At 70.0% G+C, this 20619-nt stretch carries 25 protein-coding genes; 19 read left to right on the top strand and 6 right to left on the bottom strand.

Translation table 11 applies throughout. The features are described from left to right. The first annotated feature begins 2 nt into the window (after positions 1 to 2). From ACWCXX_RS21200 to ACWCXX_RS21225, 6 genes are read left to right on the top strand one after another with little or no spacing between them, the layout of a single operon-like run. The gene (locus ACWCXX_RS21200) at positions 3 to 1076 is read left to right on the top strand and encodes an anthranilate phosphoribosyltransferase (protein WP_451129405.1); all 1074 of its coding nucleotides are present in this window, start codon (positions 3 to 5) and stop codon (positions 1074 to 1076) included. Then, positions 1069 to 1905, top strand: coding sequence for a tryptophan synthase subunit alpha (gene trpA, locus ACWCXX_RS21205; RefSeq protein ID WP_451129407.1), 837 nt, complete (start codon positions 1069 to 1071; stop codon positions 1903 to 1905). The genes ACWCXX_RS21200 and trpA overlap by 8 nt, the downstream gene beginning before the upstream one ends. A gap of 3 nt (positions 1906 to 1908) precedes the next feature. Beyond that, positions 1909 to 2283 (top strand): ectoine synthase, encoded by a 375-nt coding sequence (locus tag ACWCXX_RS21210; protein ID WP_451129409.1) that lies wholly within the window; start codon positions 1909 to 1911, stop codon positions 2281 to 2283. 28 nt (positions 2284 to 2311) lie between these two features. Next, complete coding sequence (locus ACWCXX_RS21215; RefSeq protein ID WP_451129411.1) at positions 2312 to 3457, top strand: acyl-CoA dehydrogenase family protein; 1146 nt, start codon at positions 2312 to 2314, stop codon at positions 3455 to 3457. Next, positions 3454 to 4173: a phosphoribosylanthranilate isomerase gene (trpF, locus tag ACWCXX_RS21220; RefSeq protein ID WP_451129413.1), complete on the top strand. Its 720-nt coding sequence runs from the start codon at positions 3454 to 3456 to the stop codon at positions 4171 to 4173. The genes ACWCXX_RS21215 and trpF overlap by 4 nt, the downstream gene beginning before the upstream one ends. Before the next feature lie 7 nt (positions 4174 to 4180). Beyond that, on the top strand, positions 4181 to 4873 hold the full coding sequence (locus ACWCXX_RS21225; RefSeq protein WP_451129415.1) for an indole-3-glycerol-phosphate synthase: 693 nt from the start codon (positions 4181 to 4183) through the stop codon (positions 4871 to 4873). 62 nt (positions 4874 to 4935) lie between these two features. On the opposite strand, the gene ACWCXX_RS21230 is transcribed toward ACWCXX_RS21225, so the two are convergent. Beyond that, positions 4936 to 5469, bottom strand: a complete 534-nt coding sequence (locus ACWCXX_RS21230) for a hypothetical protein (protein ID WP_451129417.1) — start codon at positions 5467 to 5469, stop codon at positions 4936 to 4938. 196 nt (positions 5470 to 5665) lie between these two features. On the opposite strand from ACWCXX_RS21230, the gene ACWCXX_RS21235 reads away from it, so the two are divergent. Both ACWCXX_RS21235 and ACWCXX_RS21240 read left to right on the top strand, forming a co-directional pair. Next, positions 5666 to 8047 carry a hypothetical protein gene (locus tag ACWCXX_RS21235; RefSeq protein WP_451129419.1) on the top strand — a complete coding sequence of 794 codons (2382 nt, stop codon included), beginning with the start codon at positions 5666 to 5668 and terminating at the stop codon, positions 8045 to 8047. 204 nt (positions 8048 to 8251) lie between these two features. Beyond that, on the top strand, positions 8252 to 8836 hold the full coding sequence (locus ACWCXX_RS21240) for an anthrone oxygenase family protein (protein WP_451129421.1): 585 nt from the start codon (positions 8252 to 8254) through the stop codon (positions 8834 to 8836). A 132-nt stretch (positions 8837 to 8968) separates the two neighbouring features. On the opposite strand, the gene ACWCXX_RS21245 is transcribed toward ACWCXX_RS21240, so the two are convergent. Then, complete coding sequence (locus tag ACWCXX_RS21245) at positions 8969 to 9106, bottom strand: hypothetical protein (RefSeq protein WP_451129423.1); 138 nt, start codon at positions 9104 to 9106, stop codon at positions 8969 to 8971. Between the two features lie 96 nt (positions 9107 to 9202). Between ACWCXX_RS21245 and ACWCXX_RS21250 the strand changes: the two genes are divergently transcribed. Then, positions 9203 to 9790, top strand: a complete 588-nt coding sequence (locus tag ACWCXX_RS21250) for a TetR/AcrR family transcriptional regulator (protein WP_451129425.1) — start codon at positions 9203 to 9205, stop codon at positions 9788 to 9790. 144 nt (positions 9791 to 9934) lie between these two features. Here ACWCXX_RS21250 and ACWCXX_RS21255 read toward each other — a convergent pair whose 3' ends face one another. Further along, positions 9935 to 10141 (bottom strand): DUF5988 family protein, encoded by a 207-nt coding sequence (locus ACWCXX_RS21255; RefSeq protein WP_451129427.1) that lies wholly within the window; start codon positions 10139 to 10141, stop codon positions 9935 to 9937. 242 nt (positions 10142 to 10383) lie between these two features. Here ACWCXX_RS21255 and ACWCXX_RS21260 point away from each other — a divergent pair, with 242 nt between their 5' ends. From ACWCXX_RS21260 to ACWCXX_RS21285, 6 genes are all read left to right on the top strand, one after another. Beyond that, positions 10384 to 10716 (top strand): hypothetical protein, encoded by a 333-nt coding sequence (locus tag ACWCXX_RS21260; protein ID WP_451129429.1) that lies wholly within the window; start codon positions 10384 to 10386, stop codon positions 10714 to 10716. Between the two features lie 158 nt (positions 10717 to 10874). Next, positions 10875 to 12653, top strand: coding sequence for a helix-turn-helix domain-containing protein (locus ACWCXX_RS21265; RefSeq protein WP_451129431.1), 1779 nt, complete (start codon positions 10875 to 10877; stop codon positions 12651 to 12653). Beyond that, positions 12654 to 13223: a transcriptional regulator gene (locus ACWCXX_RS21270; protein ID WP_451129433.1), complete on the top strand. Its 570-nt coding sequence runs from the start codon at positions 12654 to 12656 to the stop codon at positions 13221 to 13223. Positions 13224 to 13332: 109 nt separating this feature from the next. Next, positions 13333 to 14193 carry a phosphotransferase gene (locus ACWCXX_RS21275; RefSeq protein WP_451129533.1) on the top strand — a complete coding sequence of 287 codons (861 nt, stop codon included), beginning with the start codon at positions 13333 to 13335 and terminating at the stop codon, positions 14191 to 14193. A gap of 426 nt (positions 14194 to 14619) precedes the next feature. Beyond that, complete coding sequence (locus ACWCXX_RS21280; RefSeq protein WP_451129435.1) at positions 14620 to 15180, top strand: RNA polymerase sigma factor; 561 nt, start codon at positions 14620 to 14622, stop codon at positions 15178 to 15180. Beyond that, complete coding sequence (locus tag ACWCXX_RS21285; RefSeq protein ID WP_451129437.1) at positions 15173 to 15517, top strand: hypothetical protein; 345 nt, start codon at positions 15173 to 15175, stop codon at positions 15515 to 15517. Before ACWCXX_RS21280 ends, ACWCXX_RS21285 begins: the two co-directional genes overlap by 8 nt. Before the next feature lie 128 nt (positions 15518 to 15645). Here the strand turns inward: ACWCXX_RS21285 and ACWCXX_RS21290 are convergent, their stop codons facing one another. Next, entirely contained in the window at positions 15646 to 16002 is a 357-nt protein-coding gene (locus ACWCXX_RS21290) for a hypothetical protein (RefSeq protein ID WP_451129439.1), read from the bottom strand. Positions 16003 to 16278: 276 nt separating this feature from the next. On the opposite strand from ACWCXX_RS21290, the gene ACWCXX_RS21295 reads away from it, so the two are divergent. From ACWCXX_RS21295 to ACWCXX_RS21310, 4 genes are all read left to right on the top strand, one after another. Beyond that, positions 16279 to 16926, top strand: a complete 648-nt coding sequence (locus tag ACWCXX_RS21295; protein WP_451129441.1) for a class I SAM-dependent DNA methyltransferase — start codon at positions 16279 to 16281, stop codon at positions 16924 to 16926. A 262-nt stretch (positions 16927 to 17188) separates the two neighbouring features. After that, positions 17189 to 17713 (top strand): hypothetical protein, encoded by a 525-nt coding sequence (locus ACWCXX_RS21300; RefSeq protein ID WP_451129443.1) that lies wholly within the window; start codon positions 17189 to 17191, stop codon positions 17711 to 17713. Continuing rightward, positions 17710 to 18129, top strand: coding sequence for a hypothetical protein (locus ACWCXX_RS21305; RefSeq protein WP_451129445.1), 420 nt, complete (start codon positions 17710 to 17712; stop codon positions 18127 to 18129). Before ACWCXX_RS21300 ends, ACWCXX_RS21305 begins: the two co-directional genes overlap by 4 nt. A 369-nt stretch (positions 18130 to 18498) precedes the next feature. Then, on the top strand, positions 18499 to 19008 hold the full coding sequence (locus ACWCXX_RS21310) for a GNAT family N-acetyltransferase (protein WP_451129447.1): 510 nt from the start codon (positions 18499 to 18501) through the stop codon (positions 19006 to 19008). Positions 19009 to 19147: 139 nt separating this feature from the next. On the opposite strand, the gene ACWCXX_RS21315 is transcribed toward ACWCXX_RS21310, so the two are convergent. Both ACWCXX_RS21315 and ACWCXX_RS21320 read right to left on the bottom strand, forming a co-directional pair. Next, a complete protein-coding gene (locus ACWCXX_RS21315) occupies positions 19148 to 19684 on the bottom strand; it encodes a DUF7822 domain-containing protein (RefSeq protein WP_451129449.1) in 537 nt (178 codons plus the stop codon). A 111-nt stretch (positions 19685 to 19795) separates the two neighbouring features. Continuing rightward, a complete protein-coding gene (locus ACWCXX_RS21320; protein WP_451129451.1) occupies positions 19796 to 20578 on the bottom strand; it encodes an SAM-dependent methyltransferase in 783 nt (260 codons plus the stop codon). Between the last annotated feature and the right edge of the window lie 41 nt (positions 20579 to 20619).

Raw genomic sequence — 20619 nt, forward strand, 5'->3', positions numbered from 1 at the left:
TCATGCACGACGCGCTCACCGGGCTGCTCGCGCGGCGCCCGGTGGCCGAGCGCGAGACCTGGCGGTCACTGTGGGACCGGCTCGGCGACGGCTCGCTGGACAAGGAGCAGGCCGTCGCCCTGCTGGCCTCACTGACCACCCGGCTCCCCGGCCCCGAAACCCTGCACGCCCTGCGGGAATCCCTCCTCGAACGCCGGCCCGCCGCACCCCCCGGCCACTGGCACGGCACCGTCAACGTCGTCGGCACCGGCGGCGGCCCCGCGACCTTCAACATCTCCACGGCGTCCGCGTTCGTCGCGGCGGCCATGGGCGTACGGGTCGTCAAGTCCGGCTCGCGCGCCTACACTTCCGGCCTCGGCTCGGTCGACCTGCTCGAACGCCTCGGGGTGCGGCCGACCGCCTCGTACGGACAGACCGAACGGGCCCTGGAACAGTACGGGATCGCCTTCGCCGGACCCTTCGTCTACCCGGCCGAACTGACCCGGCTGGCCCGCACCCTCGCACCGATCGGCATGAAACCCTTCGGCCGTTTCCTCAACGCGCTCGGCCCCTTCCTCGCGGACCTGCCCACCACGGCCCAGGTCACCGGCGTCTCGCACACGATGCCCCACACCGCGCTGCGGGCCCTGGCGGACCGAGTGACGGACCGGCGGATCTGGCTGACCGCGAACCCCGAGGGAGCCGACGAACTCCTGCCCTTCACCGACAACACCATCCACACCAACGACCCCGCCGACCGGGAGATCCTGCTGAAGGCGGGCGAACTGACCGCCCCGGACGGCTCCCTCGACGACCTGCGCCCCGTCGCCCCCACCGCCGCGGCCGGCCACTTCCTGGACGTGCTCTCCGGTGACACCACCGCCACCACCACCCGGACCCTCTGCCTCAACGCCGCCGCGCTCGCGGTGGCGAGCGGCCACAGCACCGGCTGGCGCCCCGCACTCGCGGCCGCCGAACGCGCCGTCACCGGCGGTGCGGCCCGCGAACTGGCGGAACGGATGCGGGCCCGGACCACCCCGGCAGGAGCAAAAACAGGAGCAAAAACAGGGGCAGGGGCAGGAGCGAGCCGTGGCTGACTTCTTCGTACGCGACGCCCACCGCACCGGCCCCGGCCTCGCCCTGTTCCTCAACGCGGGCGACCCGCCCCTCGACGTCCTGGAGGACCTCGTCCTCATGCTCGACGAGGAGGGCGTCGACTGCCTCGAACTGGCCGTCCCCTTCCCCGACTCCGTCACCGACGGGCCGGTCGTCCGGCGCTCCGCACGCCGCGCCCTGGACCGGGGCACGGACCTGGAGGACGTACTGGCGTTCATCGCCCGCGCACGCCCCCGGCTGCACCGGCTGCGCATCGCCCTGCTCACCGACTGGAGCCACTCCCTCCGACACCGGGACCTGGCGGACGCCACCCGCGACATCGCCGCGAGCGGCGCGGACGGACTCCTCGTCCACGCACTGCCGCCCCGGCTGAGCACCACGTACCACGCGGCGGCCCGCGACGCCGGACTGCCCGTCGTGACCACCTGCTATCAGAACAGCTCCGCGGCGACCATGGACCGGGCCGCGGCCCAGGCCTCCGCCTACCTCTATCTCGTGGCCCACTACGGACGCAGCGGCACCGCCCCCGCTGCGGGACACACCGCGCTGGCCGGCACCGTCGCAGCGCTCCGGGCCCGTACGACGTCCCCGATAGCCGTCGGCTTCGGGGTCAGGACCCGCGACGACGTGGCGGCCGTCCACGCCTGCGGAGCCGATGCGGTGATCATCGGCTCCGCCGGTGTCGAACGGATCGAGCGTGCCCTCGACGGGGGCGGCGATCCGGTCACCGGCTTTTGCGACTTCGTCCGGTCCGTCCAGCCCGTGCGGCAGGCCGTCGACGCCACCGCACCCGACAGAAACAGGAGTTGAGCAATGATCATTCGTGACATCGAGAACGTGAAGACCGTCGAGTGGGGCAACGGTCTGAGCCGCCGCTTCCTGCTGGCCTCGGACGGCGTCGGCTACTCCCTCACGGACACGGTCGTCCGGGCCGGCACCAAATCCCGCCTGGAGTACCGCAACCACCTCGAATCCTGCTACTGCATCGCGGGCTCCGGCGAGGTGGTCGAACTCGACGGCACCTCGCACCCGATCACCCCCGGCGTCCTGTACGCACTCGACAAGCACGACGCCCACTACCTGGTCGCGAGCCCGCACGAGGACCTCCGGCTCGTCTGCGTCTTCAGCCCGGCGCTCCAGGGCGACGAGGTGCACAGCCTCGACGCGCACGTGTCCTCCGCGTACTGAAGCCACGCACCGATGAAGGCGGTTCCCAGTGATCCGATGGAACACCGACCAGGTCGACCTGCGGGAGGGCCTGGCACGGTGGGGTGAGGCGCTCAGCGCCGACCACCTGGAACAGGACGAGCGGGCCACGTTCTCCTGGGACAAGTGGAAGCTCGTGCAGAGGACGGGCATCCTCGCCCTGCCCTTCGAGGAGCGGTACGGCGGCCTCGGACAGTCGCTCCTCACCACCATGTACGTACTCGAAGGGCTCGGTGAGCACTGCCGCGACGCCGGCCTGAGCTTCTCGGTGACGACCACCCTGGCCAGCACCGGCGTACCCCTGGAGAAGTTCGGCACCCCCGGACAGAAAGAGAGGTATCTGCCCCTGATCTGCTCCGGCGAGATGATCGGCGCCCACGCCGTCACCGAGGCGGAAGGCGGCTCCGACGCGATGGCGATGACCACGCGCGCGGAGCGGGACGGCGATCATTTCGTCCTGACCGGAAGCAAGACGTTCGTCAGCAACGGCCCCGTCGCCGACGTGTTCGTGGTGTACGCCCGGACCCGGCCCGACGGCGGGGCGCTCGGGGTCACCGCGTTCCTGGTGGACCGCGACACCCCGGGCCTGACGGTCGGCGAACCCGTCAAGAAGATGGGTCTGCGCACCTCGCCGCTGAGCGAGCTGTACTTCGACGGGTGCCGGGTGCCCGGGGACCGGGTCCTCGGCCGGGTGGGGGGCGGATTCATCGTCCTCGACCACGTGATGAAGCGGGAGATCCTGCTCTCCTTCATCGTCAACGCCGGCGAGATGCGACACCGCCTGGAACGCATCGTGGAGTACGCGAAGACCCGCAAGTCCTTCGGCAGACCGATCGGTTCGTACCAGTCGATCGCCAACAAGATCGTCGACACCAAGATCGGCCTGGAGACGGCACGGAAGTGGCTCTACGACACCGCGGAACGGCTCGTCGCAGGCGAGGACGTCACCACGGACCTGGCCATCGCCAAGCTGCTCACCAGCGAATCCAATCTGGCCAGCAGCATCACCGCCGTCCAGATCTTCGGAGGACACGGCTACATGACCGAGTACGGGCTCGAACAGGACGTCCGCAACGCGGTGGGCGGCACGATCTACTCGGGCACCAACGAGATCCAGTACAACCGGATCGCCTCGATGCTGGGACTGGGCAAATGAGCGAGGCACCCGCACCGGTGCTCAAGGTCTGCGGGGCCACGGCCCCGCAGGACATCGAGGTACTGGCGGCCGCCGGTGCCGACCGTGTCGGACTCTGGCACGGCATACCCGGCGGCCGGTCCGATCTGCCGGAGCGCGAGCTGACCGCCCTCGCGGCGGCGGCCCGCGCCACCGGCGTACTCGAACCCGTACTGGTCACCTTCCTCGGCGACCCCGACGCCCTGGCCGGTGCCGCGCGCCGCGCCGGGGTGCGTCGGCTGCAACTGCACGCCTGCCAACCACCCACCGTCGTAAGGGCGTTGCGCGCGGCGTTGCCCGACGCCGTACTGATCAAGGTCCTGCACATGCGCGACGGCAGATGCCTGGAGCGCCCGCTGATCGGCGCGTACGAACGGGCGGGCACCGATCTGTTCCTGCTGGACGCGACGAGCGGGGACGGCCGGGTCGGCAGCACGGGGCTGCGGCTGGCCGCGCCCGATGTGCTGGCCCTCGCCGAACGGTTCACCCTGCCGTTCTGGCTGGCCGGCGGCATCACCCCGCGGAGCAGGACCGACTGTGCGGCCGTCGCGGACCACCCGCGCTTCCGAGGCATCGACGTGGACACCGCGGCCCGTGACGGGCGGGGCCGTTTCGACCCGGACGCGGTGACCGCCCTGGCCCGCGCCTGGCGGACCGCCCGGCACCCCGTCCCGTACCCGAAGGAACCGGAAAGGTAAGGCACCCATGACCGCCCGCTTCATCGAGGCCCTGCTGGCCGCCGAGCGCCCACTGATCATGGAGGTGAAGCGGCGGGACGCCCACGGCATCGATCTCATCGCGGGCCGCACCCCCGCGGACATCGTCGCCGCCTACGAGGCGGCGGGCGCACCGTGCATCTCGGTGGTGACCGGCCGCTGGTTCGCGGGCACGCCCGAACTGCTCAGGGACGTCGCCCGGCTCACCGAACTGCCCCTGCTCCAGAAGGACTTCATCACCCGACGCGACCAGATCGCCACCGCCGGGGAACTCGGAGCCTCGGCCGTCCTGCTCACCGCCGCGCTGCTGCCCGCTTCGAGCATGCGCTCCCTGGTCGAGGCCGCACTGCGCGGCGGGCTGACCCCGTTCGTGGAGATCACCGAGGAGGCGGAGCTGGAGATGGTCCCGCACGCCGCCGAATGCGTGATCGCCGTCAACAACAAGGACATCACCGCGCGCGAGCGGGACGCGGGCGACATCGGCCGCAGTCTCGACCTGCTGCCCGCGCTGCGGGCCTCGGGCACCCCCTGCCCGGTCAGCGCCAGCGCCATCGACACCCCGGAGAAGGCCACCCGCCTGCTGACCGCCGGGTACCGGGGCCTGCTGATCGGCACCGCCCTGCTGCGCGCCACCGACCTGCACGCCTGGCCGACGTCCCCGCACCGCCTGCCCACGGGGTGAGGGAGAGGGAGGGGCGGTGCGGTGGGGCGACCGGGCCGCCGCCGTCCCCCCCCGTACTGCTCCTAATCGTCCTCGTCCCAGTCCTCGTCGCCGTCACCGTCTTCGTACGGGTTCTCGAAGATCGTGGTCAGGGTCGCGTCGACCGGGTTCCCCGCTTCGTCCTCGTCGATCAGGATGCGGCGCAGCATGTTCAGCGGGTACAGGCCGTTGCCCGGTTCGTCGTCGGGGAGGCCGACACACGGAGTGTCGAGGACGCCGGGCCGGTCCTCGGGGTCGAACAGCGGGACGTAGCCGTAGTCGGCGTCCGGCTCGTACTTCCACACCATGCCCTTGTGGCGGCAGAACACCTCGCCCACGTACCAGACCGCGCCCTGGACGAACGGCGAGAGCCGCTGGGCCGTGATCTGCTCGCTGCCGCCGGCCGTCTCCCGGACCAGGGCGTCCAGGGCCTCCAGGGATGCGGGGGTGACGTCGAGCTGTCCGGCGAGACCGGTGTCTTCGGCCCAGTCGGGGAAGGCCTCCCGGCGCTCGCGCAGCCATGCGAGGAGTTCCGGACGGCGGGTCGGGTCGGTGCCGGGGTCCGTGTGTGCGGTCATGGACGGTCACGGTAGCGAACCCGCCGCACCACCCGCCCCGAGGCGCTGCCGAGTCGGCGCGCGACACGTCAACAACCCATTGGGCCGGGGCACTTGATGCGCCCTAGTGTGGGCGGAGGCGAGCGGAGAAATGCGACGGGGGCCCATCTCCGCCCGCCTCCCGTCCCACGAGCGCCCCCTCACCAGGGACATACGTGTGAACACACCCATACGAACCCGGATCAGGCGTCGGCTGGCCGCGTGTCTGGCCGTGGTCGCGTCCACCGGCATGCTGCTGGTCGGACTCCCGGCCACCGCGCAGGCCGCTCCCGGAGACTACGCGAAGATCACCACCGGCAAGCGGTGCGACCAGATGCACCTGAAGAAGACCTACCCCAAAACCCCCCACAACTCCGGCGCGCCCACGGGCCAGCACCACTGGATCAAGTCGGGCCCGGACGAGGAGTACTACTACAACAACTCCTTCAAGGGCTGGGAGAACATCCCCACCCCCACCGCGCAGGAGCTGGCGCAGGTCGGCCGCACGAAGGACGACATCACCAGGTGGGAGAAGAAATACGCCCGGTCCAAGGACCCGGACGACATGAAGCACGCGATCTACGCACGCTACAACCGGCACAAGGACGAGTCGTCCAGCCCCAAGCCGTTCCGCACCTGGATGAGCCGCTGGCTGATCAACAACCAGGCCAACGGGCAGAAGGGCGGCGTCTTCGAGCGGAAGACCGTCCAGGACTTCAACCTCGTCGGTCCCGACTGGCTGTGCGAGGTGACGATCGAGATCTACGACAAGAACGGCAGGAAGATCGCCTCCCGCCGCTACGACGCCTACAACCCGCGCACCGGCGAGCTCGGCGAGATGAAGTCGAACGGCAAGTACAAGCCGCACCAGCTCAGGGCCGACAAGATCATCCTGCGGCACAAGGACCCCAAGTACGACTTCACCAAGTCGCGCGTGACGATGTTCGCCGGTGAGAAGGCCACCGACGGCACCATCAAGCAGTACGGCGCCCTGAACAGGGCCCTGCGTGCCGAGCGCGGCAGCGGCAACAACCCGATCCGCATCGCCGAGCGCCGCGCCACCGGCAAGGGCCTGTGGCCGAAGACCGATTACGTCAAGACCTACCCGCCGTTCGCCCCCAAGCCGAACACCGGCACTCAGGGGCCGCTCAACTCCATCGCCTACGGCTCCGGCAGGAACCAGGCCCAGGCACGGCAGATCCAGGCCGAGTACAACCAGGTCAACACCCGTTCGGCGCTCGGCCGCGGCCCCGGCGGGGTGGACTTCTCCACCCTGGAACTCCAGTACGTCGGCAAGCCCGTCAAGGGCAAGGCCCTGGACTACTCCATGAAGGCCGACTTCACGGAGGACGAGGACAACAACCCGGGCTGGGGCGGTGAGGCCAAGCTCACCCTCGCCTCCGACGCCCTGTTCACCTGGCTCGCCCTCACACCGGACAAGTTCTGGGTCAACCTCAACCCCGACGAGCCCGAGCGCATCATGGACAAGGACTTCGCCAGGACCGACGCCGGACGCGTCCTCCTCGAAGCCGACCTCGACCTCAAGCACGACGCGTTCGTGGCCATGGACCCCGGCACCACGCGCGGCAAGCGCTTCTGGGACTCCCTCGCCCGCCGGAACGGTGCCCCCTGTCTGCACGGCATGCGCTCCTGGATCGAGCCCGAGCCGGCCAAGGTCCGTGAGCAGGACGGCGGCATCTACATCCTCGACGCACCCCTGAAGGTCTCCACCGTCCCGCAGGAGACGAACACCCCCGGCCCCGGCGGCAAGGGATGCGACCTGACCAAGGACGAGATCAAGAACAACCAGCGGATGTACGACACGATGATCGAGCCCGAGGTCGTCAAGATGGTCAACACCGCTCCCCAGTACGCCGATCTGCGCCGCGTCTACGCCTCCCGTGTCGCCGCCGAATGGATGCGGCAGCAGGACGCCAGGAAGGCCACCGACTTCCGCCCGATCATCAACAGCGGCGACGTCTCCCGCTGGCCGCTGCGCGGCGAGAACAAGGACTGGAAGAAGGAGACCGTCTACGAGAAGTACGTGAAGGTCTTCAAGGAGGGCGAGTTCGAGTGGGAGATGGAGTACGACGGCCTCACCTACACCTACATCGTCGGTGGCGTCGACTTCTCCAAGTCCCCCAAGCGGAACATCACCCCCACCGAGTTCCGGACCCGGCACCGCGACCTTCCGCGCGCCACCGAGGACTCCGTCCGCGCGCAGACCTCCGCCCGGGACGCCGACACCACCTACCTCGGCGGCAGCGGTACGGTCAGGAGCGACGACGGAACCGCTCCGACCCCCACTCCGACTCCGACCCCGACGGACCCGGGCAGGCCCACGCCCGGTCCGACCGGCAGCGACAAGCCGACCCCGCAGCCGACCGGAACCGGCGGCGACCTGCCACCGGCCACCAAGGAGCCCGAAGGCGGACTCGCCGACACCGGTACGGAGACCCCCGTCGGTCTCATCGGCGCGATCGCCGCAACGGTCGTGGCCGCCGGTGGCGCACTCGTGTGGTGGATGCGCCGACGCAGGACGGCCGGCCCGACCGGATGATCCTCGGGGTCCGCTGGAGGTTCGGTGGAGCTTTTCCCGCCCCGCGCCCGCTCCCGGCGCTTTCGCTCGAGGGGCACAAGGGGAACGCTCGACAACCGCTCGGGAACGGGTCGAAATCATCTGGCTGCGCTCCGTGGGCGCCGCCTATGCTCTCTCCGCTCGCGCGCCGAGCGATCGGCCGAAGTCCACAGTGAGGACGCTTCGATGACCGCCAATCCGTACTCTCCCTACAGCGCTCCCGGCCCCAGTGCGCCGCTTCCGCCGCAGACACCGCCGTCCCGGCCGAGCAGGGCCGCGGGCATTCTGCTGGTGGCGTCCGTCATCACCGTCGGATTGATGGCCGGTCTGTTCTTCGCCTACGACGTGTCGGTCATGCCCGGACTCGCCCGTACCGACGACCGGGTGTACGCGGAGGCCATGCAGAACTTCAACGAGGTCATCGACAACAGCGGCCTGTTCGTGCTCGTCTTCCTCGGCGCGCTCGCCGTGACGGTGGCCGTCGCCGTCCTCGAGTACCGCAAGGGGCGCCGCAAGGTCGCCCTGTGGGCGGGGATCGCCGCCGGGCTCTACGTGGTGGCGCTGCTGGTGACGTTCTCCGTCAACATTCCCCTGAACAACGAACTCGCCGCGATCGGCAACCCGGTGAAGGCCGATGACCTGTCGGTCGTCGACAAGTTCAAGGGGCTCTGGGAGACGACCAACATCATGCGCACCCTGCTGTGCACCGCCGCGCTGGGCTGTCTGGCGCACTGCCTGAAGCTCCACGGCCGCTCCACACCCGTGGTCTGATCCGGACGGAACTTCGGGCCGAAAGCCCGGTACGACAAGAACGGCGTGGCCTCCGGGCCACGCCGTTCGTCGTTCTCTCCGACCCCGTCGACAGCGGGATCACAGGCCGAGGCCGTCATCGACCCGCCCCCGTCACCGTCGGGTGCCGGGCTTGGGGAGCGGCCGGGGACGGGGGACGGACCGGGGCTTCAGCGGCTGGGGGTTGCGCCCGCCGCGGTTGAAGTCGGTGAAGGTGCTGGAACCGCGCCGGGCGGTCGTGCGAGCTCGCATATTGACTCCCATGTGTCGTTGCGCTGTACCCTCCAAGTGGAGTGCTTTGAATGTAGTACTTCACTTGAAGTGGTGTCAACGTCCTTGGAGGTTTTCATGCGTCAGAACCCGGCGCGCCGGGCCGCGTTGCTCGATGCGGCCATCGAAGTACTGGCCCGGGAGGGGTCACGCGGACTGACCCTGCGGGCCGTGGACGCCGGGGCCGGGGTGCCGGTCGGAACCTCCTCCAACTACTTCGCCAACCGCGCCGAGTTGCTGCGACAGATCATGGAGCGCACCCGTGAGCGGCTGACGCCGGACCCGGACGAGCTCGCCGAGACCCTGAAGGCTCCGCCCTCCCCCGAACTGGTCGCCGTCCTGCTGCGCCAGGTCCACGAGCGCATGGAGGCGGACCGCAGCAGCTACCTGGCCATGCTGGAGCTGCGTCTGGAAGGCGCCCGCCGGCCCGAGCTGGGCGCCGAACTCAACAAGATCCTCCGCGCGACGCTGGAGGACAACATCCGCTTCCACGAGGAGGCGGGCCTGCCCGGCGGCCGCATCGCCGTGATCCTGATGTACCTCGCGGTGCACGGCATGATCGTGGACGACCTCACCGTGCCCGATGTTCTCGAGGGCTCGGCGGGGGAGCTGATCGACGAGCTGTGCAAGCGGCTGCTCGCCTACGACACGCGGGAGACCGTCTGAGCGACGGCCGTTCCCGCGTCGTGCCGCAGGCGCTGCGGATGCCACGGGGGCCGCGGACGCCACAGATGTCATGGGTGGCACAGATGCCGAAAATGTCGCGGGTGCCCCGGTGTTCCGGCGGGGCACCCGGTCCTCGTCCGGCTCTCAGCCGGGGATCTCCGTGCGCTCCCACCACTCGTAGACGGGCAGTCGCCCCTCGGCGGTGTCCTGGTGGCGCGCCGTGGCCCGGAAGTGTTCGTATCCGCCGCGGAACGGGACCTTGACGTCGAACCCGGGGTCGGCGAGGGGGACGATGCGGTCGGGGAGGTCGTCGGGGCCGCCCTCAAGGACTGCTTTCAGTGCTTCGGTCATGGTCAGAGTGTCCCCAGCGGGCGGTCCGCCCCCTTCGAGACGCGCCGAAGGGGGCGCCGCCGCACGCCCCGTCCCACTCCGACGGCACGCGTGCGGCGAGCGTGCGGTGAGCGTGCGCCCCTCGGCGGCGCCGTCGGCGGCTCGGGCCCTGTCCGGCTTGTTGCGGGGGTGGCCAGATGCTAACTTCACAACAAGTTGAACAGTATCTTCGAAATCCCCTGGACCCTCTCGGAGGCGGACGGATGCTGCAGATCCGGATCGGCGCCGAACGCGCCGCGGACGCGGACGACCGCCTGATGCGTACGACCCTCGGGTGGCGCCAAGGCATGAGCGAGGACGAGGCGTGGGAGGCCGGTCGCGGCATCTGGAAGTTCAACGCCGACCGGGCCCTGTCGCAGGACGAGGCGCAGATCATCAACCCCGAAGGCACCGTTCTCGCGGTCGCGAGGATCATCGGCATCTCCAAGCACGGCGACCGCTACGCTCTCGAGGGCGAACTCCTGCGGGACGACCCCCGAGTCGGCCGCCCCACCGGCAGCCCGCACCTGTCCCGCAACCCCGTCACCTACATCTGACGCAGGCCCATGACACTCCTGCTCCAGGCACCACCGCACGACGAAGAGAGGCCCACGGCCATGGCCGACACCGGAACGGGCACCCGTTCCTCCCACCCGGCCGCCGGGCACACGTCCCGGGAACGGGCCGGGGCGACGTCGCGGGAGGGGTGGCTCCGGTGAGCGACTTCGACGCGATCGACGCGCTGCTCGCGGCCGTCGGCCCGCAGGCCGAACTCCCGCCGCCGGACGTCCGACGGGAACTGCGGGAGCGGGCCAGGCTCTCCAAGGCGCAGGTGGCCCGCACGCTCGGCGTGAGCCCGAGCACGGTCGGCGGCTGGGAGAGCGGCCGGGACCCGGTGGACGAGACCCGGAACAAGTACGCGTACCTGCTGGACGGGCTGGCCGCCAAGTTCTCCGCCGGGATCGGCACCGAGCCCCCGACGGAGGAGCCCGTACCGGAACGCCCCGTACCGGAGCGACCTGTACTTGAACGACCCGTACCGGCTCCGCACACCTCTCCGGCGACGCCCGACGCCCCCGTACCTCCGGCACCTTCGCCCTCGGCCTCACCTTCGGCCTCACCCTCACTCTCACCTTCATCCTCGGCCGCGCCCTCACCCTCGGCCTCTCCTTCACCTTCAGCCGCGACCGACCGGGGCGAGAGCGGGGACGACGTGGAGTCCCTCGCCGCCCCCGAGCCGTGCGTGCTGTGCGGATCACCGGCCCGGCACCGGGTGGCAGGCTTCACCCAGCACCTGGACCCGGCCGACTGCCGACCTGTCACCGCCGTACCGCCCGCACCGGCCCCACCGGCCCCACCGGCCCAGGAACCGTCGGTGTCGGCCCCGGAAGCGCCCGTACCGGCCCAGCAATCGCCTGCTACGGCACCGGCCTCCGCCCAGGAACCGTCGGCGGCGTCGCACGGACGGAGCGGGGTGCGCCGTTCCGGGCGTCCCACGGGGCCGGCCGGGCGCGCGTTCCAGGAACCCTCCGGGCCCGGTGACCTGATCGGCCAGGCGGTCCGGGCCGCGCTCGCCGAACACGGGGGCGACGTCGACGCGGCCCTCGCCGTGCTGCTGAAACGGGCGATCCCGGACGCGATGCGGCTGCTGGACGAGACCCGCAAGGGAGCCCGGTACGACATCGTCGCGCACCCGTGGATGCCGGACATCCTGCGCAAGCAGACCTCCCGCGGCGCCGACCAGGTGTGGGAGGCGCGCCCGAAGTGGACCCGCCACGAGCTTCCGCCCGGCCGCCACGAGGTGACCGCGCTCGACATCAACGGCGCCTACCTCTCCGCCCTCAAGACGCACCTGCCGCTCGGTCAGCTGGAACACACCGCCGGGCTGCCCCACGACCGCCGCCGCGCCGGCGTCCACCTGATCACCCCGCCCGAGTGGGAACACGAAGCGGTGCTCCCCAACCCGATCGGCAACCGGGACGAGCCCGGCCCGCTGTGGGTCACCGAACCGACCCTGCGCCTCCTGCTGCGCCTCTCCGGCCCGAAGCACGCCCTGTGCGCGCCCCCCGAGATCCACGAGTCCTATACGTCCGGGGCGACGGAGAACCTGCTGGAGAAGTTTCGTGTCGTCCTCAAGGACGCCCGGGACGCGGCGATCGCAGCCGACGACGAGGTGACGCTGGAGTACGTGAAGGCGATGTACTCGAAGTTCGTCTCCACGATGGGGGGGTCGAACTACAACCGGGAGCTCTACCGCCCCGACTGGATGCACATCATCCGCAGCCAGGCGTTCTCCAATCTCTGGCTGAAAGCCCTCAAGGCCCACGACGAGGGCCTCACCGTCGTACGCGCGATGGGCACGGACGAACTCCACGTCATCGGCGACTGGCACCGCGTCTTCCCCGAGGGCCGCGGCGTCACCGAGGTCAAGACCAAGGACACCTACACCGCGGGCAGCGATGCCACCGGGGAGCTGCCGGGAGAGGGAGAGTAGATGCCCGAGAGGACCATCGACTTCGGGAAGTTCGGCGCCCGGGGCATCAAGGGCAGCGACGCCGTCGCGCGCCAACTGGACGAACTGTCGGGCGGCATCGTCACCCCCGTGACCGTGAAGCGCGGTCTGATGGCGCGCCTGCACTACCTCACGAGGACCGACCACAGCCGCAGGGCGGCCAGGGAAGCCGGTCTGACCGTCACCGACCGCACCCTCAGGGCCTGGCTCGACGAGAAGCGCCGCCCGTCGCGGGCCAACCTCGAACGCATCGACCTCGCCTACCGCCGGGTGCGCCGCCAGAACGTCGCCCGGCACCTCCTCGCACGCCTGAACGCCGGCGGCGGGACCCGGGTGGAGATCCACCCCCTGAACCAGTCGCAGGTCGCCAGGCCGCTCCAGCGGGTGGTGGAGTACCGCACGATGAACGTACGCCGCTGGGACCGCATCGTCGGCTCCTGGGCATCCGGCGACCGCCAGGGCCTCGACGACGCCTGGGGGGACACGATCGTCGACCTGGGGTCGCAGTGGGGACAGTACGAGTACGTCACCAACATCGGCTTCGCCGCGTAGGCCACGTGGATCGCACAGGCCGCACAGTGTGCCGAGCCACGACAGCTGGCACCTGACCACGCTGGTTGGCACCGCCCTCGCTCATCTGTGCCAAGATTCGAGGGTGGATATGACCGACGTCACGCGTGCGATCGCGGCTGCGACTGCGGTCGCCGCATCGCTCGATCTGCCGGCCAACGATGCAATCGTTCTCCACAACTCGAACAAGCTGGCACTGCGGCTGACGCCATGCGACGTCTTTGCCCGGGTCGCCCCTGTGGGACAGGAGGTCGCACAGTTCGAAGTCGATCTCGCTCAGCAGCTCATCGAGGCCGGATGCCCGGTGTGTCCCTTGGAACCTCGGGCGGACCCGCGTGTGTACACGCGCGATGGCTTCGCAGTGACGCTGTGGACCTACTACGAGCCCGTGACACCTCACACCTCACCAGTCGACTACGCCAAGGCGCTGGAGCAGCTGCACGCCGGCATGCGCAAGGTCGATGTGCCGAGCCCGGGGTTCACGGACCGGATCACGGAGGCGGAAGAAGTTGTCGCCGACCCGGATCGCTCGCCGGAGCTCACCGACGCGGACCGCGTGTTCCTCAGCGGCAGGCTGGCAAGCCTGCGACGAGCGATCGACGACCGCGGCGCCGTGGAGCAGCTGCTCCACGGCGAACCGCATCCGGGCAATGTGCTCAGCACGAAGCACGGCCCGTTGTTCATCGACCTCGAGACGTGCTGCCGTGGCCCCGTCGAGTTCGATCTCGCCCATGTTCCCGAGGCGGTCTGCGAGCACTACCCAAGCATTGACCGAGGGCTGCTGGACGAGTGTCGGCAGCTCGTTATCGCGATGGTCGCCGCGTGGCGTTGGGAGCTTGGCGACCAGTTTCCGAATGGGAGGCGATTCGGAGAGGAATTCCTGCGCTTGCTGCGCGAGGGTCCTCCTTGGCCGACACTCGACACAGTGACCGGGCGACTGGACGGTCTGTAGAAATCGCCGAAGGTCACATGAAAGCGGCAAGGAACCAAGCGACGGGACTGTCGCCGTTGCAACCCCATGCGCGCCGGCCTCGCTGCCGCGTTGAACCATGGCGCCGGTGCCAACAAACGTGGCAATTCATTGCAGCTGCCAAGAATCTTGGCCGGACGGTGCCAACCAGCGTGGCCAGGCTGTTGGGAGCCCCGGGTCGCACAGCCCGATCAGTGCCAACTGTCGTGGCCCGGCACCCACAGGTCACGTTCCGGGTGATCGTGCGGCGGTGAATCCTTTTGCGGCGGTCACGCCTCTCAATCCCGTGCGGACAACAGCGTCGGCACAGGAACCGGAGGTTTGTCATGATCATTGGTGCCGTCATCGTCGCGGCCGTGCTCATCTGCGCGTGCACGGTCGCCGTGCGGCGTCGGAGGGGGCGTTCGCATGGCTGACTTCACTTGGCCCGGCGAGCAGTTGATCGTCGCGGCGCAGGAAGGCGACGTCGAGGCCGCGGCCGCCCTGGTGTCGGGCTCGCACCCGCACGTGCGGCGGTTCGCGCACTCCCTGTGCGCCTCCCCCCAGGACGCCGAGGACGCCGCACAGGAAGCGCTGATCATCCTGTATCGCAAGATCGGAATGCTGCGGGCCTCCGGTGCGCTGGCGTCGTGGATGTTCCGCATCGTGCGCAACGAGTGCCTGCGGCGGGCGCGGCTGACGCTGCGCAGCCACGGACCGGTTCCGGACACCGCCGTGCCGTCGTTCGAGGACGAGGTGTTGCAGCGCCTGGAAGCAGGCCGGGTGGCGGAGGCGATCGCCGCACTGCCCGCCGACCAACGACGTGTGCTGATCATGCGGGACGTCCAGGGTTACAGCGGGCGGATGGTCGCCGATGCGCTCGGCCTCAGCACCGCCGCGATGAAGTCGAGGCTGCACCGCGCCCGCACGGAGATCCGCCGGACCCTGCGGGAAACCTCCGGGCCGCTCCCGGGAGCAGACCATGACTGAACGTCAGGACTTCACCAGTGCGTCGCTGTCCCGGCACCTGGCGCGCGGCGCGCTGGGATTCGGTGCCCTGGCCGGTTCGGTCCTGCTCGTCCCGGTGGTCGGGCCGGCCGGTCTTCTGCTCGCGCCGACGGGGTTGTTCGCACTGCGCGGGTGCCCCACGTGCTGGACGATCGGACTGCTGCAGACCATCTCGAAGGGGCGGCTGCGACGTTCGTGCGTGGACGGCCGCTGCGAGCTGTCCGTCGACCGGCACACCCGGTCGCACGGAGACGACCCCGGGCGGCCCCGCCCCTCGGAACCGCCCGGTGTCCCAGAACCCGTCGCACCGGGCCGATAGACGACGAACCGGTCACCCCGGCGCGACGCCACCCACTCGGCGCCGCGCCGGAAGTCGTCGATCTGCGGAACGGCTCTCGGGCGGCGGCCCGGGGGACGGTTCTCGGGCGGCGGACTGCGGGACGGTTCTCAGGCGGCGGCCCAGGGAACGCGGCAGATGTGGGGCGCCGCGCCCGCCGGACACAACGTCCTGATCATCGTCTTGCGGATCGCCCGCCAGGTCCGCAGGGAACACACCAGACGGACGCGCAGTTCGACCGCCTCCCGCGCACCGCTGTCCACCCCGGGGTTCTCCCAGACCCACTGTTCCGCCAGATGGTCGTACGCGTCGGCGGTCGTCAGCCCGCTCCCGGGAAAGGTGCGCCCCACGGTCCTGTCGACGATCCGGGCGCTCTGGGAAACCACGGCCGCGTCGACGAGCCCTTGGACCCATGCCAGCCCCTGCTCGTCCGCGTACAGACCGAATTTCAGGATGCGTGTCCTCATCGCTTCGACACCCCCGTCCCCGTTCTCGTCTTCATCCTTGTTCTCATCCTCGTCATGCCGGGCACCGTAGCCGGTGGGTCCGGAGGCCGCACGGCTTCATGTGCGAGGACCGCCCCGAGAGCCATCACGGTGCGACTGCCTGGGAACAGATCCTGGACGCCCCGGCCCGGCTGTCCCGCCGGAACTGAGCGCGCGTCGGCGCCCGTTCCGCGATCCGGCCGTGGCCCGACGGGGCGGGTCGCCGACACGACGGGGAAGGCTCTAAGGTCCTGGCTCGTGACCGAACTCTCCTCGCACCTGGACACGACCGCGGACGCCTACGACGCCGTGGCCACCCTCTACGCCGAATTCGTCCGTAATTCGCTCGATGTCCTCCCACTGGACCGCTCGATCCTCGCCACGTTCGCCGAACTCGTGACGACCGCGGGCGGCGGCCCCGTCGCCGAGCTGGGGTGCGGCCCCGGGTACCTCACCGCACACCTGCGGGACCTGGGGCTGGACGTCTTCGGGATCGACCTGTCGCCGGTGATGATCGACCTCGCCCGCAAGGCGTACCCGGCCCTGCGGTTCGAGGTCGGCTCCATGGACGCCCTGGATCTGGCCGACGGCGAGCTGAACGGCATCGTGTCCTGGTACTCGGTCATCCACACCCCGCCGCAGGCCGTGCCCCCGTACTTCGCGGAGTTCCGCCGGGTGGTCGCGCCCGGAGGCCACCTCCTGCTCGCCTTCTTCGAGTCGGAGGGCGAACCGGTCACGGCGTTCGACCACAAGGTGACGACGGCCTACCGGTGGCCGCTCGACGACCTTGCGACCATGGCCCGCGAAGCCGGGTTCGTCGAGGTCGGCCGGATGCTGCGCGAGCCGCAGGAGGGGGAGCGGTACCGCCGGGGCCACCTGCTGATGCGCCGGGCCGAGCACTCCTGACGACCGCCCGCACCCGACCCGAAGCCCTTCCACCGGGCTTCGGGCACCCCGTCGGACGGGCCGTCGGGCGGATCATCGGGAAGCCACTGAGGCAATCGTGTGACTCGATTAAGACATTCTCTGTCGTAAAGTGCTGCGCATGTTTCCCGCCTCTGCACCTCCTCGACTTGGTGGATCGTGGCGCTCGACGGCGACGGGCGTCGCCCACGCCCCGCAGCCACCGTCGGAATTTCGCCAGGCCCGCCGCCGGTCCGTGCTGTTCATGGTGCTGACGTGTCTGCTGCTGACGGGCGCGGTCGTGATGTGCGGGAGCGCGCTGGCGCACTGGGGCGACACGTACATGTTGCTGTCGAACCGCTCCGGGGAACCCGGACGGTACCGACCGGGCACGGTCCTCACGATCGGCCTGCTCCTGCTGGTGCCGACAGCCTTCGCCACGATGACCGTACGGTCCTTGCGCAGGCCCAGGAAGCCGACGGTCGAACTCACCCCGGCGGCGGTGCGGTCGAACATGTACGGCGTCGTCGAGGTGCCGTGGGAGGACGTGGTCGGGGCACGCGTGACGAACGGGCTGCACCTCGACCTCGCCGCCCCGGCCGCCTCCTACCGGACCGCGGGCAGGCAGCGTCGCGAGGACGAAACGGCCTCCCTCCGGCTGTACGCCCCCCACGGTGACCTGCTCCCGCTCCTGACATGGCTGCGGGAGCACCCCGAGTCGCGCGCGACGGTCCTCGCGCCGTGGTCGGAACAGGTGGCCGTCAGGAGCGGCGAGGAGAGAGAACGATGAGCGGACCGTACAAGGGCACCGGATACTGGGCGACGCAGATCGGCGCCCTGGCGTTCTTCGCGCTCCTGGGTTCCGCCGGGGGCGTCTTCGTTGTCATGGGTGACTCCGAGGACAAGGGCGACGGAGGCATGATGATCCTCATCGGGATCGTCTTCCTGGTGGTCCTGATCGTGATGATCCGCAAGTTCGCGACCACGACGAAGGAGCAACGGGCGGTCTACGCATGGGCGATCATGCAGCAGCACTCGGCGTCCGCCCCGGCCGCGGCGGCGATGGGCGTCGCCGAGAAGGCACGGCAGGGGACGCTCTCCCGCGCGGAGATCGAACAGCTCCAGGCCCTGCGCCCCGAGAACCCCTACCCCGGACAACTGCCGCCCGAGACGGGAGAGAGCGGCCTCCCGGGCTCCGGACACTGAGGGTGGGTTGCGACTCCAGGACGCCGGGCGGCATGTGAGCCGCGGGAGAAGCGGGACCCCGCTGGTGACTCGCATCTGATGTGAGTCAGGGAGAGTGGTGAAGCGGTGGGGGTGAACGGGTCGGCCCCCTGGCGCTGGACGCCGACGACGACGATGGACAAGCCCAGCAACGGGCTTGCCTGGTAGGATCCCCGTCATTAGTGAGCCTTCCCGGCTGGATACAACATCCACCAGGGAGGCTTTTTTCATGCTCTGGGGCCACTCATCCCGGGACCGGCGCTGATCACATGGGTGTCCTCACGAGACCTGATATCGCCGATCCGGACCCGCGCGCCCACCCATGACCACCTCCCTCTGCAAAGGAGTCTCGTGCCAGACGTATCCATTCGCCTCGCAGGCATCGCCGACCGTCCCACGGTGGAGCGGCTGTGGCTGATGTTCCGCCACGACATGTCGGAGTTCCATGCTCTGCTGCCCAACGCTGACGGAACCTTCCGCAACGATCGGCTCCACGCGGCCTTCTCCGAGCCCGACTGGGCGCCATACCTCCTGATGAGCGGCGACAGCCCTGCCGGTTTTGCGTTCGTCCGCAGTCTGACCGACCCGACGCACGTGCTGAACAGCTTTTTCGTGGTGCGCGGCGCACGGCGGACGGGGATCGGGCTGCACGCTGTTCAGGAGATCGTGGCCAGGCACCCGGGTTCGTGGGAGGTCGCGTTTCAGGACGCCAACATGAGAGCGGTGCACTTCTGGCGTCGCGTCGCCACCGAGATCGCCGGCGACGCATGGACTGAGGAACGCAGACAAGTACCAGGTCGGCCGGACCTGCCTCCTGACGTCTGGATCTCCTTCAGAACCCCCGCGGAGGTCTACGACTGAGCGTCGAAGCCGAGAAGCCACCGAACCTACTCGGGCGGCCCCGCCCAAGTCGGCCTGGGCAAGGGGACGGGCCACTGATCTGCTCTCGCTGTACACGGCCGGCGTCGCCCTCGCTTCCCCGGGGCCGCCCCCTGCTCCGTTACTCCGTGGGGAACGAGAAGTAGAGCGCGTCGCCGTAGAAAGAAGCGAAGTGGTCCCGCCAATCGTTCCGGACGGAGGCGAGCCACGCGTCGTCGTTGCCGGCGATCGCCGCCTCGGCGCGGGCCACGGCGTCGGGGATCTCGCGGGAGACCAGGGCCGCCACCTCCTCTTCGGGATCCTCGTCCTGGAGCGAGACGATCTCCCCCGTCTCCAGGACGAAGAACTGGTCCCGCTGCTTCTCCAGGTGGGCCGTGGTCCTGGCGACGCACTCGGCGAAGTCGCTGTCGTCCTCGAGCCCCCGGCCGACCACGCGCAGGAGGTCGCCGAGCAGGGCGGCGCCACCGGCGAAGTCCGCGGCGACGCCGATGCGCAGGTTCCAGATCATGGACGGGACTGTGGTCGTCCCGCGCCCGACGAGCAGTTGGTGCGCCAGCGGAATGCTCCAGTTGTGCTCGGAGACGCACTGGATCTTCTTCGGATTCGAGTCCGCGGTCGGCGGCGTGCTGGTGGAGTAGAGGTAAGAACGGTTGGCCATGGTGGCGACCCTAACCCCAGGGTCCGACAGCCCGACCCGCCCGCCCGCACGGCCTCGCCGCCGCGAAACGCGCCGGAGTTGTTCGGCCCACGACCTCGGAGCCCGTTCGGTTCACAGGCCCGAAGCCGTTCGGTTCACGGGAACCAGCGTGAGGTAGGCCATCCCGAACACTCCCCGGTAGCCCCTCAGCCAGCTCGCCCGGTGCCGGTCGACGCGCTCGCGGGTCTCCTCCGCCAGCGGATGGTCCGGGTGGGTGGCCAGCCACTCCTCCACGTCCGACTGGTAGCCGGACTCGAAGTCCTCCCACTCGCCGCCGTCGGCCGTCTCGATCCAGGAGGGCCGGAAGCCGGCGGACACCGTGAGGTCGACGAGTCCGGCCAGGTCGTGGAACTCGTCGGCGCGGGCGTCCGGCCACATCGCGTCCAGTTCGGCGGGGGTGGGGGGACGCTGCCAGAAGCCCTCGCCGAGAAGGACCCGTCCTCCCGGCGCGACCATCCGGCGCAGCGCGCCGAGCGCGTCGGCCGTGTGCTGCGGAGGTTCCGCGTCGCTGAGGGCGTGGCTGGCTCCGAGACACAGCACGAGATCGGCGGGCCCGTGGTCCTTTTCCGCCGCGGACCCCTCGACGAACTCCACCCGGTCACCCAGCCCGCGGGCCTCGGCGTTCGCACGCCCCCGGGCGAGATCCTGGCTGTTGAGATCGATTCCGATCCCGGTCGCCCCCGGCACCGCGGCGAGGACACGGAGCATCAACTCCCCCCAACCACAACCGATGTCCAGAACCCGGGCGGGCGCCGCACGGCCGAGCCTGTCGACCGTTCGCGCGGCGCGGGCCTCGGAGAAGGGGCCGTGGAAGGCGAGCCGCGTCAGGCGCGGCGGAAGATCCGTTGCAGTCATACGGCGCACGTTAACGCCGCCGGGCCCGCCCTGGACATCGA

The sequence above is a fragment of the Streptomyces sp. NPDC001732 genome (assembly GCF_053596315.1).